The organism is Streptomyces sp. NPDC102274, from assembly GCF_044766385.1.
Classification (GTDB): domain Bacteria; phylum Actinomycetota; class Actinomycetes; order Streptomycetales; family Streptomycetaceae; genus Streptomyces.
The window spans coordinates 67,069-82,361 of record NZ_JBIWLW010000033.1 but is presented as its reverse complement, the minus strand read 5'-3'; the positions used below and the strand labels follow the sequence as shown (position 1 = coordinate 82,361).

At 67.7% G+C, this 15,293-nt stretch carries 11 protein-coding genes and 1 pseudogene; 5 read left to right on the top strand and 7 right to left on the bottom strand.

Annotated features, from left to right (window positions below):
* The 3 genes from kdpB to ACIRQP_RS33105 form a co-directional block, all read right to left on the bottom strand.
* The gene (gene kdpB, locus ACIRQP_RS33115) at positions 1 to 2,175 is read right to left on the bottom strand and encodes a potassium-transporting ATPase subunit KdpB (protein ID WP_403896788.1); all 2,175 of its coding nucleotides are present in this window, start codon (positions 2,173 to 2,175) and stop codon (positions 1 to 3) included.
* Positions 2,175 to 2,264, bottom strand: coding sequence for a K(+)-transporting ATPase subunit F (locus ACIRQP_RS33110; RefSeq protein WP_403896785.1), 90 nt, complete (start codon positions 2,262 to 2,264; stop codon positions 2,175 to 2,177). Before ACIRQP_RS33110 ends, kdpB begins: the two co-directional genes overlap by 1 nt.
* 841 nt (positions 2,265 to 3,105) lie before the next feature.
* Complete coding sequence (locus ACIRQP_RS33105; RefSeq protein ID WP_403896782.1) at positions 3,106 to 3,912, bottom strand: SDR family NAD(P)-dependent oxidoreductase; 807 nt, start codon at positions 3,910 to 3,912, stop codon at positions 3,106 to 3,108.
* A gap of 949 nt (positions 3,913 to 4,861) precedes the next feature.
* Between ACIRQP_RS33105 and ACIRQP_RS33100 the strand changes: the two genes are divergently transcribed.
* On the top strand, positions 4,862 to 5,785 hold the full coding sequence (locus ACIRQP_RS33100) for a GNAT family N-acetyltransferase (protein ID WP_403896827.1): 924 nt from the start codon (positions 4,862 to 4,864) through the stop codon (positions 5,783 to 5,785).
* Between the two features lie 116 nt (positions 5,786 to 5,901).
* On the opposite strand, the gene ACIRQP_RS33095 is transcribed toward ACIRQP_RS33100, so the two are convergent.
* Both ACIRQP_RS33095 and ACIRQP_RS33090 read right to left on the bottom strand, forming a co-directional pair.
* Positions 5,902 to 8,247, bottom strand: a complete 2,346-nt coding sequence (locus tag ACIRQP_RS33095) for a glycoside hydrolase family 65 protein (protein WP_403896779.1) — start codon at positions 8,245 to 8,247, stop codon at positions 5,902 to 5,904.
* Positions 8,244 to 8,987 carry a beta-phosphoglucomutase family hydrolase gene (locus ACIRQP_RS33090; RefSeq protein WP_403896776.1) on the bottom strand — a complete coding sequence of 248 codons (744 nt, stop codon included), beginning with the start codon at positions 8,985 to 8,987 and terminating at the stop codon, positions 8,244 to 8,246. Before ACIRQP_RS33090 ends, ACIRQP_RS33095 begins: the two co-directional genes overlap by 4 nt.
* A gap of 338 nt (positions 8,988 to 9,325) precedes the next feature.
* On the opposite strand from ACIRQP_RS33090, the gene ppgK reads away from it, so the two are divergent.
* Positions 9,326 to 10,063 (top strand): polyphosphate--glucose phosphotransferase, encoded by a 738-nt coding sequence (ppgK, locus tag ACIRQP_RS33085; protein ID WP_403896773.1) that lies wholly within the window; start codon positions 9,326 to 9,328, stop codon positions 10,061 to 10,063.
* Here ppgK and ACIRQP_RS33080 read toward each other — a convergent pair.
* Positions 9,984 to 10,424 carry a TetR/AcrR family transcriptional regulator gene (locus ACIRQP_RS33080; protein WP_403896771.1) on the bottom strand — a complete coding sequence of 147 codons (441 nt, stop codon included), beginning with the start codon at positions 10,422 to 10,424 and terminating at the stop codon, positions 9,984 to 9,986. The genes ppgK and ACIRQP_RS33080 overlap by 80 nt on opposite strands.
* A gap of 99 nt (positions 10,425 to 10,523) precedes the next feature.
* Between ACIRQP_RS33080 and ACIRQP_RS33075 the strand changes: the two genes are divergently transcribed.
* From ACIRQP_RS33075 to ACIRQP_RS33065, 3 genes and pseudogenes are all read left to right on the top strand, one after another.
* Positions 10,524 to 11,372 (top strand): SDR family oxidoreductase, encoded by an 849-nt coding sequence (locus ACIRQP_RS33075; RefSeq protein WP_403896768.1) that lies wholly within the window; start codon positions 10,524 to 10,526, stop codon positions 11,370 to 11,372.
* A 382-nt stretch (positions 11,373 to 11,754) separates the two neighbouring features.
* Positions 11,755 to 12,777, top strand: coding sequence for an alpha/beta fold hydrolase (locus tag ACIRQP_RS33070; protein ID WP_403896766.1), 1,023 nt, complete (start codon positions 11,755 to 11,757; stop codon positions 12,775 to 12,777).
* Between the two features lie 433 nt (positions 12,778 to 13,210).
* Positions 13,211 to 13,930 (top strand): annotated as a pseudogene (locus tag ACIRQP_RS33065) (sensor histidine kinase); the annotation flags it as partial.
* An 86-nt stretch (positions 13,931 to 14,016) separates the two neighbouring features.
* On the opposite strand, the gene ACIRQP_RS33060 reads toward ACIRQP_RS33065, so the two are convergent.
* Positions 14,017 to 15,291: a cytochrome P450 gene (locus ACIRQP_RS33060; protein ID WP_403896763.1), complete on the bottom strand. Its 1,275-nt coding sequence runs from the start codon at positions 15,289 to 15,291 to the stop codon at positions 14,017 to 14,019.
* Positions 15,292 to 15,293 lie beyond the last annotated feature (2 nt).

Genomic DNA, 15,293 nt, shown 5'->3' with positions numbered 1-15,293 from the left:
TCAGATCCCCGGGATGAACTGGACGAGGGCGAAGTCGATGAGCTTGATGGCCAGGAACGGCACGATCACGCCGCCGAGTCCGTAGATCCACAGGTTCCGGGTGAGCAGGTCGGAGGCGCTGCTCGGCCGGTAGCGCACGCCGCGCAGGGCGATCGGGATCAGCGCCACGATGACCACCGCGTTGAAAATGACCGCGGAGAGGATCGCGGACAGCGGCGAGTGAAGATTCATGATGTCGAGCCGTTCGAGCCCCGGATACACGGCCACGAACATCGCGGGAAGGATCGCGAAGTACTTGGCGATGTCGTTGGCGATGGAGAAGGTGGTCAACGCGCCCCGGGTGATCAGGAGTTGCTTGCCGATCTCGACAATCTCGATGATCTTCGTGGGATCGGAGTCGAGGTCGACCATGTTGCCGGCCTCCTTGGCGGCCGACGTACCGGTGTTCATCGCGACGCCGACATCCGCCTGGGCCAGCGCGGGCGCGTCGTTGGTGCCGTCACCGGTCATCGCGACGAGGTGCCCGCCTGCCTGCTCGCGCTTGATCAGGGCGAGCTTGTCCTCGGGGGTCGCCTCCGCGAGGAAGTCGTCGACGCCCGCCTCCTCGGCGATCGCCTTCGCGGTCCGCTGATTGTCACCGGTGATCATCACCGTACGGATCCCCATGCGGCGCAGTTCGGCGAAACGTTCACGCAGGCCCGGCTTGACGACGTCCTTGAGGTGAATGACGCCGAGCACCTCGGCCGTTCCGTCGCTCCTCAGCTCCGCGACGGCCAGCGGTGTGCCGCCCGCCGACGAAACCCGCTCCACGCTCGCTTCGAGGGCGGCCGGCACTTCACCGCCGTGCTCGCGCACCCATGCCGCGACGGAAGCCGCCGCGCCCTTGCGCAGCCGCTGTCCGGTAGGCAGGTCGATGCCCGACATCCGGGTGGCGGCGCTGAACGGCACCCACTCGGCGCCGCTGACGCCACGGCAGTCCTCGACGACCTCGTGGTGCTTGCCGTTGACATATTGGACGATCGAGCGGCCCTCGGGGGTCTCGTCGGCGAGGCTGGAGAGCAGCGCGGCCTTGACGAGCCTGTCCATGGGGACGGCGCCTACCGGCAGGAACGCGCTCGCGCGCCGGTTGCCGTACGTGATGGTGCCGGTCTTGTCGAGCAACAGCAGGTTGACATCGCCGGCGGCCTCGACCGCCCTGCCGGACATGGCCAGTACGTTGCGCTGCACCAGGCGGTCCATGCCCGCGATCCCGATCGCGGAGAGCAACGCGCCGATGGTGGTGGGGATCAGGCAGACGAGAAGCGAGACCAGGACGATGCCGGTGACACCGTCCGAGGTGAGTGCCGCGGTTTCGGGTGCGGCCGCCATGAACCCCTTGGAGAAGATCGCCATCGGCTGCAGCGTCACCACCGCCACCAGGAAGACGAAGGTCAGCATGACGAGCAGCAGGTTCAGTGCCAGCTCGTTGGGGGTCTTCTGCCGGTTGGCGCCCTCGACCAGGGAGATCATGCGGTCCAGGAAGCTCTTCCCCGGCTCCTGGGTGATCTTCACGACAAGTCGGTCGGACAGGACGCGCGTACCGCCGGTGACAGCACTGCGGTCGCCGCCGGACTCGCGAATGACCGGTGCGGACTCGCCGGTGATCGCGGACTCGTCCACGCTCGCCGCGCCTTCGACGACGTCACCGTCTCCGGGAATCAGCTCTCCGGCCGGAACGGAGACGAAGTCACCGCGCCGCAGCTCGGAGGCCGCGACACTCCGCTCTCGCCAGGAGGCCCTCGCCGCACCTGGTTCCCAGCCGGCCAGACGGCGGGCCCGGGTCTGCTGCCGGGTCTTTCGGAGTGTGTGCGCCTGTGCCTTACCGCGACTCTCGGCGACGGCCTCGGCGAGGTTGGCGAAGACCACTGTCAGCCACAGCCAGCCGGTGATCAGCCAGCCGAACAGACTCGGGCTGACGACCGCGATGCCGGTGGTGAGAGCGGCACCCACCTCGGTCACGAACATGACCGGGTTACGGAACAGGGTGACCGGATTGAGCTTGCGCAACGCCTCAGGGAGCGCGCGCCAGAGCTGTTCGGGGTCGAGCATTCCGGCACCGATACGGCGGGGCCGCTCGGGGTCCACGGGCCCGGCACCTCGTGCGGGGACGGGCTTGACCGGCGCGGGGGCGGACATCAGAAACGCTCCGGCGTGCTCAGGGCCACCATCGGGTGGACAAGCGAGGTGGCGGCCACGATCAGGCCGGCAGTGTTTTCGACGGTCATCGAGACCTCGTCCTCACGCTTGGGGAAATTCGGTGATCTTGCGGGCTGCCCGCGGCACACGCGGAGCGCCGCTTCGCCAAGGGGGAACTCGGCGGGGGTTCAGGGGCGGGCCCAGGGGTCCTGCGGGCCACGGTCTCGGCGGCTCATGTCATCGAGCTGTTCACGCCGTACAGGCAGACGGGCATACAGGCGGACAGGCCAGAGGGCAGACGGTAAGCGGGCACGTCGGGGCTCGACATCCGGTCGGCCCGGTCGACCGGTCTGCTCGACAGGACACAGGACACGGGCGACACGATTCGGGCGCGGCGTCAGCGAGGCCGACGCGGACCAAACCGGACCAAGACGCCTCCGTCGAGGCTCACTTCAGCCCATGAACAGCTTCGGACGCGACACGGAGGCCATGGCTGCCATCATCCACCGGACGGGAGAGCCCGGCCAGGATACGTTCGGCTGGTTCCGGGTGCTCGGGGGGGATCCGCCTGAGACATGCTGTTGCTCCTTGGGGACGACGACATATGCCGCCCCGCCGGAACTACGGTGGGCGTGCATCGATGACGCTATGCCCGAGTGCCCGGGTGGGGGCCCTGGCGCTTACGGGTGCTTGATGCGCGGCACCCCAGATATAACGCGCTGCATACGGGTAGCCGGCGGTTCGGACACCAGGACCGGCCCACCAGGGTATGGAGCCGGCGCGGCGGCAGCCCGATCACGGAAGAATCACGAGGTCCTACGCGTGAGGGGCGGCTCCATGTGGGAGACCGCCCCTCGGGAATTCAGCGAGCGCCCGCCTCACCGAGTGATGCGCCGTGTTCTCGCTGACGCTCGGGCTCGTTCTCCTCCTTCAAGCGCTCTGGCCGACGAGGACGTCGGCGAGCTTGGTAAGACGCTTGACGGTGCGTTCCTCCGTCGCGGCGGGGGCCGGCTCCACGCGCCGGTCGCGGTCGTAGTACGCGCCGTTGACGATCTTGGTGGCCGGATCGCACAGCCGCACCACATGCGCGGCGCCCTCAGCCGGCATCGCGCCCTCATGCGCGTACAGCGGCAGCAACTCGGTGTCACAGATGCCGGGGTGGACGCTGACCGCGGTCACACGTGTGTCGGCGGTGAAGACGGTGAGGGCGAGCTGGGACTGGGCGTAGGCCGCGAGACGGGAGTAGCGGCGGAGGCGGTGAGGGTCTCTCCACTGGATGGAGCCGGTGCGGTGCAGTGAGGAGGAGACATTGACAACGCGACCGCTCGGGGCACTGGTGAGCGCGCTTTCAAGGAGGCACGTGAGGAGGTAGTGGGCCAGGAAGTTGACCTGGAAGGCGACTTCGTTGCCGTCGGTGGTAAGAGTGTGCCTCTCGGGTGCGGCCATGCCCGCGTTGTTGACCAGCACGTCGAGATGTGAGTGTTCCTGATTGACTTGGTAGGCCATCCGTTCAACCTCGTCGAGGCGCGTGAAGTCGGCTCCGAGGAAGCTCAGTCGGGCGTGGTCGACCTCAGTGGTGGTGGCGAGCTTGTCGACCGCCGCACGGGCTCCCTCGGTGGTGCGGCCATGCATCAGGACGGTGGCGCCGTGCTCGGCGAGCTGTCGTGCGGTCTCGTAGCCGATGCCACTGGTGGCTCCGGTGACCAGAACGGTCCGCCCGGACAGAGATGAGGACATAGAAGGGTTCCTTGGAGATGTGTGTTGCGTTGAGTGAGAGGTGCGACTTGAACCACCGACGCGCGAAGATACATGCGGCGTCAGGCAGCCGGAGGCGACCAAAGGGCGCGGTTACCGCGCCGGTCGGCGAACAGCGCCCAGAGCCGGCGGCACCGTATGAGGCGGCCGGTCCTCGTGGTATGGACTGCTGTTCATGTCGACCATCCAACTCGATGGCTCAGTACGGCATCAAGGTCTGCCGGCCGTATTGACGTCGCCCTGACACGGCTTCGAGCCCTGCCGTCGCCGGAGCTCCGGCGACGGCAGGGCCGATGGCGGACGCGGGTGCGGGAAGAGCGCCCCCGCGCGTCAGCCGCTGGAGACGCGACCGGAGGAACGCTCCCGCGGGGTGCTGCCTCGCACCGGCGACCGTGCCATTGAGCGGCCGAGGAGGAATCTACGGCTCCGGGTGCCGCCAATTCCCCCTCGGGTAGTGGAATTTACGGCTCTCTGACAGTCCGCCGACAGTACCCGTAAAGCCCTTGTCAAGGAGCGCTCCAAGAACATCAGGGAGGTATCAACGGAACTGCCGCACGCGATCGAGAAGGTCTGAGACTCATGGACACGGGAAGCCGAGCTGACCCGCGACGCGGCGGGCGGGGATCACGCGCCGGCCACCGGGACGCGGCTGTTGGAACCTGCGGCTGACAGACCTGGACCCGCTGTTCGGCACTGTCGGAAGCAGGGTGATCGAAAACGGTTTGCGGACGAGGGCCGCGGTTGGGTAGACATTGCCGCTGGGCCCCCACCACGAGGGTTGGGGGGCCACGACAGCGAGAGGAGGGATAAGCCCATGATCCCCATGATCACCGCGCTTGTGTCCTCCCGGGGTACGGACCACGTCTGACCCCGGAGCGGACGGGCGCCTTCACCGGAGCGTGCCTTGACCGTGAAAACGAACGACCTGACCATGCGTCCGATCACCGGACGCGAAGAACTCGACCTCTTCTCCCAACTGCCGTACGTCCTCAATGAGGAATTGGCGGACGACCTTGCCAACGGCCGCCGACGTCCGGAGTGGATGTGGGTCGCGCTGCGCGGTGACCGCCTGCTGGCCAGGGCAGCCTGGTGGAGCCGATCAGCCGACGACGCACCACTCGTCCTGGATGTCTTCGACATCGAAGACAGCGCCTCGGGCCCCGATCAACTGGACATCGGGGTGCGACTTCTGCGCACCGCGATGGCCGCCATCCTCCCGAATGGGTCGCGTCCCCCTGAGTACAGCCGTTTCGTCCCGCCGGACTGGCGTGAGAACGCGGCAACGAGACAAGCCGTCGAAGACCGCATGACGGTACTCGAACGGACCGGTGCCCGGCTCTTCGTCGAACGACTGCGTTTGGAATGGCGTCCGGAATCGCCGGCTCCCGTGCCCGGCAGGCGCCTCGTCTTCCGGCCGGTCCACGATCGCGAGGAACTCGTGGCTCTCATGGCCTCGGTTCTTGACGGTACGTTGGACGCGCATGGCCGTGACGACCTGATGAGGATGTCCACGCACGAAGCGGCCGTCCGGCACTACGAGGACGAGTTGGCGCGTTTCACGAGCCCGCGGGACTGGTGGCGCATCGCAACACTGCCCCATGGAGAGCCAGTGGGGTTCGTCATCCCGGCCCGCAACAACTACAACCCGATCATCGCCTACCTGGCGGTCCTGCCCTCACACCGCGGCAACGGCTACATCGACGACATCCTCGCCGAGGGCACCCGGGTCCTCACCGAGCAGCACGTCCCCCGCATCCGCGCGTCCACGGACCTCGGCAACATCCCGATGGCGAACGCCTTCCGGCGCGCTGGATACATCAATTTCGAGCGCGAGATCAACATGACCTGGAGCTGATCGAGTTCTGGGCGGGGGCTCCATCGACGGTGTCCCCCGCCCGACTCCCCCACCCCAGTCGACCGGAGAAGCCATGGAGCGATTCCCCCCATGTGCCGGGGTGCCGGGGCCTGCGTTCAGTGGGGGCGCTCGGGGCGGCGTCCTGGCGGTTGGGTGGGTGCCGGCAAGACGGTCGGCGGCTTGATGGGCCGGGTCTGCGGGGTGCCATGGGAAACGGTCACGCGCTCCCCGAAGTGCCTGATCTCGATGGGTTCACCGGCCAGCAGGGAGTAAGAGGCCTGGGAGTTGGTGATCTCGACGCGCAGGCACCGCTGCCGCACGTGCAGCGAGAAGGCGAGCCGGCTGAGATTCTCGGGCAGCCTGGGGGTGAAATGCAGGGTTTCCTCGTGGTAGCGCATGCCCCCGAATCCCGCGACCAGCGCCATCCAGGTGCCCGCCAGGGAGGCGATGTGCAGGCCGTCGCGGGTGTTTTTCTCCAGATCGTCCAGGTCCATCAGCGCGGCTTCGCCCAGGTAGTCGTAGGCCAGGCGCAAGTGGCCGACCTCGGCGGCCATGACGGCCTGGGTACACGCGGACAAGGAGGAGTCGCGTACGGTGAGTGGCTCGTAGTAGGCGAAAGCCCGGGCTTTCTCGCCTTCTTCGAACGCGTCACCGCGCAGGTACATCGCCAGCACCAGGTCCGCTTGTTTGATCACTTGCTTCCGGTACAGCTCCAGGTAGTGGAAGTGCAGCATCAGCGGGTACTGGTCGGGGCGGGTGCGGGCGAAATCCCAGACCTCCTGTCGGGTGAAGCCCGCGGACTGCTCGTGGATGCCCAGCGCGCTGTTGCAGGGCACGGCCATCGCCTTGGCGGCATCCCGCCAGGCGGCGATCTCCTCCTCATCGACGCCGAGCGCCTCGGCCTGCTCCTGATGGCGCTCGGAAGCGTCCGCGGCACCCCACAGGTTCCTCTGGGCCAGGAGATTGGTGTAGACGTTGTCGTTCGCGAGCGCGCTGTACTCATCCGGTCCGGTGACGCCGTCGATGTGGAAGCTGCCGTGGGAGTCGTGGTAGCCCAGCGAGTGCCACAACCGGGCCGTCTCCACCAGTAGCTCCACACCCGTCTGCCGCTCGAAGCCCTCGTCACCGGTGGCTGAGACGTAGCGCACGACGGCATTGGCGATGTCGGCGTTGATGTGGAAGGCCGCAGCGCCGGCCGGCCAGTAGCCGGAGCATTCCGCCCCGTCGATGGTGCGCCACGGGAAGGTCGCGCCCTTCAGGTCCAGTTGGCGGGCGCGCTGGCGCGCCGCGGGCAGGGTGTCGTGGCGCCAGCGCAGCGCCTCGGCGACGCAGCGCGGATAGGTGAAGGTGAGGAGGGGCAGGACGAAGGTTTCGGTGTCCCAGAAAGAGTGTCCGTCGTATCCGGAGCCGGTCAGGCCCTTGGCCGGGATCGCCCGCTGCTCTGCACGGGCGGCGGCCTGGAGTACGTGGAAGAGCGCGAAGCGGACGGCCTGCTGGATCTCCGCGTCGCCGTCGACCTCGACGTCGGCGTGTGCCCAGAAGCCGTCCAGGAATGCTCGCTGCTGGTCGACCAGACCCTGCCAGCCGGTGCTGCGCGCACCGGCGAGCGCTGCCTCCACTTGATCCCGGAGGGCCGGTAGCGAGCGCATCGCGGACCAGCCGTAGGAGACCAGCTTCTCCAGACGGAGCGTCTCGCCGGGCTTGAGTTCGGTGACGACACTGACCCGGGCGACGTCGTCCCCACTTTCGCTGGAGGTCTGGGTGGACGTAGGGCCCCGCACGATGTGGTCGGCAGCGGCCGCGATGCGCTGGTTGCTCGCGGAGGTGCGGTGCACCAGCCGCAGCCGCGTGTCATAGGCGCTGTGCTCCTCGGGCTGGAGCGGCGAGTCCAGTGCCGCGGCGACCCGTGGATCGCTGCCGAGTTGGGGCACGGGCTCGTTGGCGACGAGTTCGGACTGGACGACGAGTCGTATGTCATCGTCCACCGCTTCCACCTCGTAGGCGATCGCGGCGATGGCCCGCTGGGAGAAGGAGACCAGGCGGGTGGAGCGCACGCGAACGGTCTTGCCGGCCGGCGAGGTCCACTCGCACACGCGGTGCAACAGCCCGCTCCGCAGATCGAGCACCCGTTCATGGGAACGCAGGTGCCCGTAGCGCAGATCGAACTGCTCGTCACCGACCAGGAGGCGGATGAGCTTGCCGTCGGTGACGTTGATGACGGTCTGGCCGGACTCCGGATAGCCGTATCCAGCTTCCGCCTGGGCACTCGGATGCTTCTCGTGCACGCCGTTGAGGTAGCTGCCCAGCAGTCCGTGCGGCTCGCCCTCGTCAAGGTTGCCCCGCCAGCCGACATGTCCGTTGGACAAGGCGAAGACCGATTCACTCTGTGCCAGGACGTCCCGGTGCAGCCCGCTCTCGCGCAGCCGCCAGGGCTCGGCCGTAAAGGCGGAATGGGTGATCACGTCAAGTCCTTCAGCAACTGCGCGAGATCCTTCACGACAATGTCGGCACCGTGCTCGCGCAGGGCATCCGCCTGGCCGACGCGGTCGACGCCGACGACGTATCCGAAGTGGCCGGACCGGCCGGCGTCCATACCCGCCAGGGCGTCCTCGAAAACGGCCGCCTCCCCGGGCTCGACACCGAGGTCGTGCGCGGCTTCCAGGAAGGTGTCGGGGTGTGGCTTGCCGGGCAGCTTGCGCTCGGCGGCGACCACGCCGTCGATCCGTACGTCGAACTGCTGCTCCATGCCGACCGAGACAAGAATGTCGCGGCAGTTGGCACTGGAGGAGACGACAGCGGTGCTGAGCCCGGCCGCGCGTGCCGCCTCGACGTATCGGACGGATCCCGCGTACGCCTCGGCGCCCTGTGTATGGATCTTCTCCAGTAGCAGGATGTTCTTGCGGTTGCCGAGACCGTGCACGGTGTCCATGTCCGGTGGGTCGTCGTCGGCTCCCTCGGGAAGCTCGATGCCGCGCGAGGCCAGGAACGCGCGCACTCCGTCGGAGCGCGGACGCCCGTCGACGTACTCGTCGTAGTCGGCCACCGCGTCGAAAGGTCGGAAGCCGGGGCCCTCCCTGCGCCGCAGGAAGTCGTCAAAGGTTTGCTTCCAGGCGGCAGCGTGCACCACCGCGGTCTTGGTCAGCACACCATCCAGATCGAAGAGGCAGGCTCGCACCTCGTCAGGAATGCCCAACTTTGCCATGTCTTGCGCGTACCCGTTCCGCCGCACTCCTATCCACGAAGTCCACGGAAAAGCGAGACGGACGGGCCGCCCCGGCCCGCCGTTCCTTGCCGAGTCGCTTGGTGAAGACGGTCGGGGCCGAGGTCCTGGCAGGCGATGAGATCGCGCAAGATGCCATCCCCATTCCGACCGACGACTGGTAACCATCCGCCTCCACACCGTCACCGATGGCAAGAAAAGCCACGCCTGGGGCGCGTACCGCTCCGTCTTCGCCGGCACCATGACCCGCGTGCCCGCCGAGGCCGCGCCCGGAAGCGGCCGGGGGGTAGCCGTCGCCGGATGGCCGTAACGTGAGATTCATGAAGGTCTTCGGAGTGGACATCGGCGGTTCGGGCATCAAGGGCGCACCCGTTGACCTGGAACGCGGCGACCTCGAGGAACCGCGCTACAAAGTACTCACCCCGCACCCGGCCACCCCCGAGGGCGTGACCGAGGGGGTGGCGCATGTCGTGGAGCACTTCAGCTGGTCGGGGCCGGTGGGAATCACTTTCCCCGGTGTGGTGACGGGATCCGTGATCCGTACGGCGGCCAACGTCGACGCGGCCTGGGTCGGCACGGACGCGGGCCGACTGATCGGCGACCGGCTCGGTATACCGGTCAACATCCTCAACGACGCCGACGCGGCGGGTGTCGCCGAGATGACGTTCGGCGCCGGCCAGGGCCGCAAGGGCGTGGTGCTGCTGCTGACCTTCGGCACGGGCATCGGCAGCGCCTTCTTCGTCGACGGCCGGCTGGTGCCCAACACCGAGTTGGGGCACCTGGAACTGAATGGCCACGAGGCGGAGAAGCACGCGTCCAGCAAGGTCAAGGACGACCACGACATGAGCTGGCATCACTGGGCGCAGCGCGTGGAGAAGTACCTGAAGCACGTGGAGATGCTGTTCTCGCCCGAGCTGTTCATCATCGGCGGCGGCGTCAGCCGGAAGGCGGACAGGTTCCTGCCGCTGATCAAGGGGATCAGGGCGGAGATGACCCCGGCGCAGCTGGAGAACAACGCGGGAATCGTCGGCGCGGCCATGGCCGCGGGCGGCCGCTGACGCCTCTGCCCGCAGATGGGGTGACGATGTTGAGGGCCTCTGACATGCCGATCTCGGCCGTCGCGTAGTCCAGGAAGTGCTCCATCCACGCCCGGGTGGCCTCGGCAGCCGTGTGGTGGGGAAGGAGCTCGGCCACCTCTTCGCACACGCGGGTGAGTTGACGCCGGCAGGCGGCCTCGATCAGTGCCTCCCGGGTCGGGAAGTGGCGGTAAAGCGTGCCGACACCGACGCCCGCCCGCTGGGCGATGGCCGCCGGAGATGCGTCCAGTCCCTGCTCGGCGAAGGCCTGCGCGGCGGCCTCCGGCAGACGTTCCCGGTTCTGTAGCGCGTCGCTCCTGGTCCGGCGGGGAGTTGCGGGCAAGTGGGTCCCTTCGGGCCTGGTTCCGATTGCTTTCCGGAATCTGTTCCGGCTAGATTAAACGGAACAGATTCCGGTAACAGTCTACCCGGGGAGTTTCCCATGCCCTCTTCATCCGACAGGGCCCTACGCTGGTTCGTCACCGGCGCCTCCGGCGGCCTGGGCCGCCACCTCACCGAGCACGCACTGCGGAACGGCGACCACGTCACGGCCGCGGTCCGCCGACCCGCGGCACTGGAGGACCTGCGCGCGAAGTACGGCGGCCATCTGACCGTCGAGACCCTCGACCTCACCCGACCGGCCGACGTCGACAACGTGATCGGCAGGACCCTCGAATCCGGCCGGGTGGATGTCGTGGTCAACAACGCCGGATACGCGGTCGTGGGCGCCGCCGAAGAAATGACCGTCGCGCAGATCCGCGACCAGATCGAGGTCCTCCTGCTCGCCCCGATGCTCGTCACCCGGGCCTTCCTGAAGCCGATGCGCGAGCAGGGCGGAGGCCGGATCATCCAGATCTCCAGCATGGGCGGCCAGATCGGCATCCCCACGCACAGCGCCTATCACGCGGGCAAGTGGGGGCTGGAAGGCTTCACCGAGAGCGTCAGCGGCGAAGTCCGCGACTTCAACATTCACCTCACTCTGGTCGAGCCCGGCGCCACCCGCACCGGCTTCGCTTCGGCCCTGCACTACACCACCGAATCGACCGCATACCGCGACAACGCCGTCGGCCAGACACGGCGTTACCTGGAGACCGCCGACGAGAGCGTCTTCACCGGCGACCCCGCCAAGCTCGCCGCGATCATCTACGACACCACCCGCCACCCGAACCCGCCTCTGCGCCTGGCTCTCGGCTCCGACACCTACGACGCCGTCCACACCGCACTCACCACACGTCTCAGCGCACTCGAAACACAAAAGGATCTTGCGGCATGCGTCGCCTTCACCGACTGATCCGGCCTGCCGTGGCTCTACCCGCCATAGGCGTCACCGCTGCGACGGCAGTCCTCTTCGGTATCCGGCTCGACGAGAACGCCGGCCGAGTGCGGGCCGAACAGCCCACCGACCAACTCGTCGACCAAACAGACGAATCACTGATTCCTAATACACCCCGGTCAGGCCCCAGTGGGCACCAGGGATATTGAGGCGGTCTTGACGACACCCCTTTTCCGGGGTACTGGGTTCGGCTTGCTGTCCGGGTGGACTGGGGGGAGATTGAGGAAGCGCAGGGTGAATTCGTCGGTGTGTGCCGTGCCGGATTCGGTGGGTGGCTTGACCGTACTCACGTGTGCCGGTGACGCCTGACGAGAAACCGACTTCAGGTAGGTGGTGAATCATGGGCACCCGAACAGGAAAGACCCATAGGCTCATCTCGCCCATCGCGGCGTTGGTGGCCGTCCTGGTCGTCTCCGTCACCGCGAGCGCCGGAGCATGGAGCGAGAGTCGCGGACGCGGCACCTCGGCGGCGCAGTCGCGGTCGCCTTACCCGCGAGCGGAACCGCCCCCTGGTTTTCAGTCCAAGTACGCGGAAGTAAAAGGCTTCCGCATGCACTACCTGCGAGGCGGCAAAGGTCCACCGGTGGTGCTGATCCACGGGTTCCCTCAGACGTGGGCCGAGTGGCGGCATCAGATGGGTCCGCTCTCCAAGACTCACACAGTGATCGCCGTCGACCTGCGCGGCGCCGGCAACTCCGAGGTCACCAAGAGCGGTTACCAGAAGGCGCAGATGGCTGATGACGTGCATCAGCTGCTGAAGCAGCTGAAGCTGAACAACGGCGTCCAGATCGTCGGCCACGACGTCGGTCTCTGGGTCAGCTACGCCTACGCGGCCCAGTGGCCGTCGGAGGTGCGCCGCATGGCCGTGATGGAAGCTCCCATCCCGGACGACAGCCTGTACAGCTTCCCGGCTCTGGAGGCCGACCCGAAAACCCCGTCGATGTGGCACTTCGGCCTGTTCCAGCTGCCTCTCGCCGAGCAGCTCATCGCCGGTCACGAGCGCACCTTCGTCCAGGGCTTCATCGGGGAGCTTCTGGCCAACAAGTCAGCGTTCGGCCCGGCTGACTACGACCTCTACGCCCACTACCTGAAGGAGCCCGGCCGCACGACGGCCTGGATGAGCATGTACCGCCAGCTCCGCCAAGACGTCCAGCAGAACAAGAAGTTCCTGGCCGAGGGCAAACTGCGGATGCCCATCCTGGCGATCGGCGGCCAGGCATCGTTCGGTGGCAAAATCGCCGACCAATGGCGTGACTACGCCGTGAACGTCGACGGCCGGGTCCTGAAGGGGTCGGGTCACTGGGTGACCGAGGAGAAGCCGCAGGAAGTGACGGCCATGCTGCAGTCCTTCCTGCAGAAGTAGGTTCGGGTCAAAGCAGCCGCCCACTGTGCAGGAGGCGCCGACGGACAGCGTCTCCTGCACAGGCGGATCGTCAGGCACGCGTGCGGGCGCAGGCCTGCGGCGCCGCCCACCGGACATTGGACTGACCCGTATGGCAACCGTCTCCAGCAACTCCCACCGCCCTGAACGTCGGCAACGCCGCCGAACTCGGTGTCGGCCGGGCCAACTACCGCACCGCCGACCCGAGTCTGCTCGCCGCGCTCAAAGAGGCGATCCCGCCGGACGGCACCGATGAACAGTTCCGCGCCTTCCTCAACATCCTCCAGCCGGAGAGCCGGTGCAGCTCTCCCCGACCGAGTTCAGCCTGCTGCACGTGCTGATGGCAAACGCCGGCCAGGTCCTGTCCAGGGACCAGGTCCTGGGACAGGTCTGGCGCTACGACTTCGGCGGCGACGACGCGAGCCACGAACTACGCACTCCCCTGTTCGGCATCAAAGGCTTCACCGAGCTGTACCGGATGGGCGGTATGGCCGAGCGCACCGACGTCGACACCGCGATGAACCGCATCGAACGCGACGCCGCCCGCCTCGTCCGCCTGGTCGAGGACCTGCTGCTGCTCGCCCGCCTCGACGAAGACGCCGCCGATGCCGGCGCGCACCTGCCTCTCCACCTCACCCCTATGGACCTACGCACCCTGGCCGCCGACGCGCTGCACGATCTGCGCGCCCTCGATCCCGAACACCCCGTCACGCTCACCGGCATCGACGGCGGTCCTCCCGGCGTCGCACCGGTCCTCGGCGACGAGGCGCGTCTGCGCCAGGTGACCTCCAACCTTGTGGGCAATGCCATCGCCCACACCCCACCCGGCACACCGGTTCGCATTGGCGTGGGCGCCGAGGGCACCACCGCGGTCCTCGAACTGGCCGACGAAGGCCCCGGCATGACTGCCGACCAGGCGGCCCGCGTGTTCGACCGCTTCTATCGCGCGGACAACGCACGCGGACGCGCACAAGGAGGCGGAGCCGACCTGGGCCTGGCGATCGTCGACTCCCTGGTGGCAGCACACCACGGCCGAGTGGAGATCCGCACAGCCCCGGGAGAGGGCGCCACCTTCCGCATCCGACTTCCCTTCCGCCCTGAGGTCGACAGCGAGAAGAGTGGCAGCGACAGTTGACTTCCGGTGCGGGCGCGAGCGGGCCTCGGCGCGAGATGCGCCTCGGAGGCCGGGACCAGGTCGTCAGCGGCTTGCGGCGTACAGTGTCACAGTCGTACCGGAAGTCGCTTCAGCTGCCAGGCGCCGGGCAGCTGGGTGCGCTCCAGCTGCCCGAGGTCGGTGGCGAGCGCCAGGTTCGGACAGTGGGTCAGCAGTTTGGCGAACGCGACCTCGACCTCCAGGCGGGCCAGCGCGGCGCCCAGACAGTAGTGGATGCCGTAGCCGAAGCTCACATGGCTCTCCCCGGCCGCCGAGTGGCGGGTGACATCGATCCGGTGGGGGTCGGGGAACTCGCGGGGATCGAAGTTCGAGGAGACGAGGATGGCCTGGACGGCTTCCCCCTTCCTGATCTTGGTGCCGGCGAGTTCGACGTCCTCGGCCGCGTAGCGCAGCCGGGTGATGTGCACGGGGCCGGACCAGCGGATCAGTTCGTGTACGGCGCCCGGCATCAGGTCTGGTCGGCTGCGCAGGAGTTCGAGCTGTTCGGGGTGGGTGAGCAGGGCGAGGGTGCCGTTGGCGATGAGGTGGGCGGTCGTCTCGTGTCCGGCCAGGACGAGGGCCAGGACCATGGCGACCATCTCGACGTCGTCGAGCCGGTCCCCGTCGTCGTGCGTGCGGATGAGGCCGCTCAACAGGTCGTCGGTGAGGTTGGCGCGGCGCGCGTCGATCAGTGAGTGAATGTGCTCGATGAGGGCCGGAGCGGCGGTGGCCATGCGCTGGGGGTCCATGGAGACGAGGTCGGTTCCCCATTGCCGCCACAGGGGGCGGTCCGCCTCGGGTATCCCGAACAGTTCGCAGATGACGATGATCGGCAGCGGATAGGCGAAGTGGGGGATGAGGTCGAGCACCCCGTTCTCGGCGTGGTCGGGCAGGGTCGTCAGCAGCTCGTCGGTGATCTGCTCCACGCGTGGCCGCAGCGCGGACACCCGACGGCCGGTGAACGTACGCGAGACGAGGCGGCGCAGTCGTGTGTGGTCGGGCGGGTCGCTGCTCAGGACGTTTTTGGACAGGTACTTGACCAGCTCGGCGGGGAAGCCCATCGATGCGACCAGCTTCTCGTGCGGATCGACGATCGGCAGGTCGGGCACGGAGGCCACGTTGACGACGAACCGGGGGTCACGGAGCACGGAGCGGACGTCCTCCATGCGGGTCACATACCAGGCGGGCGAGCCGTCGAGGAACTGGCCACGGATGACGGGGCCTTCCTCCCGCAGCCGGCGGTAGGCGCCGAAGGGGTCGGCGATCACTTCGGGGGCCAGAATGCTGGGCCCGGTGTTGTGCTCCGCGGCGTGCGGGCACTCCGGGTCGGTGGCTGATGTCATGG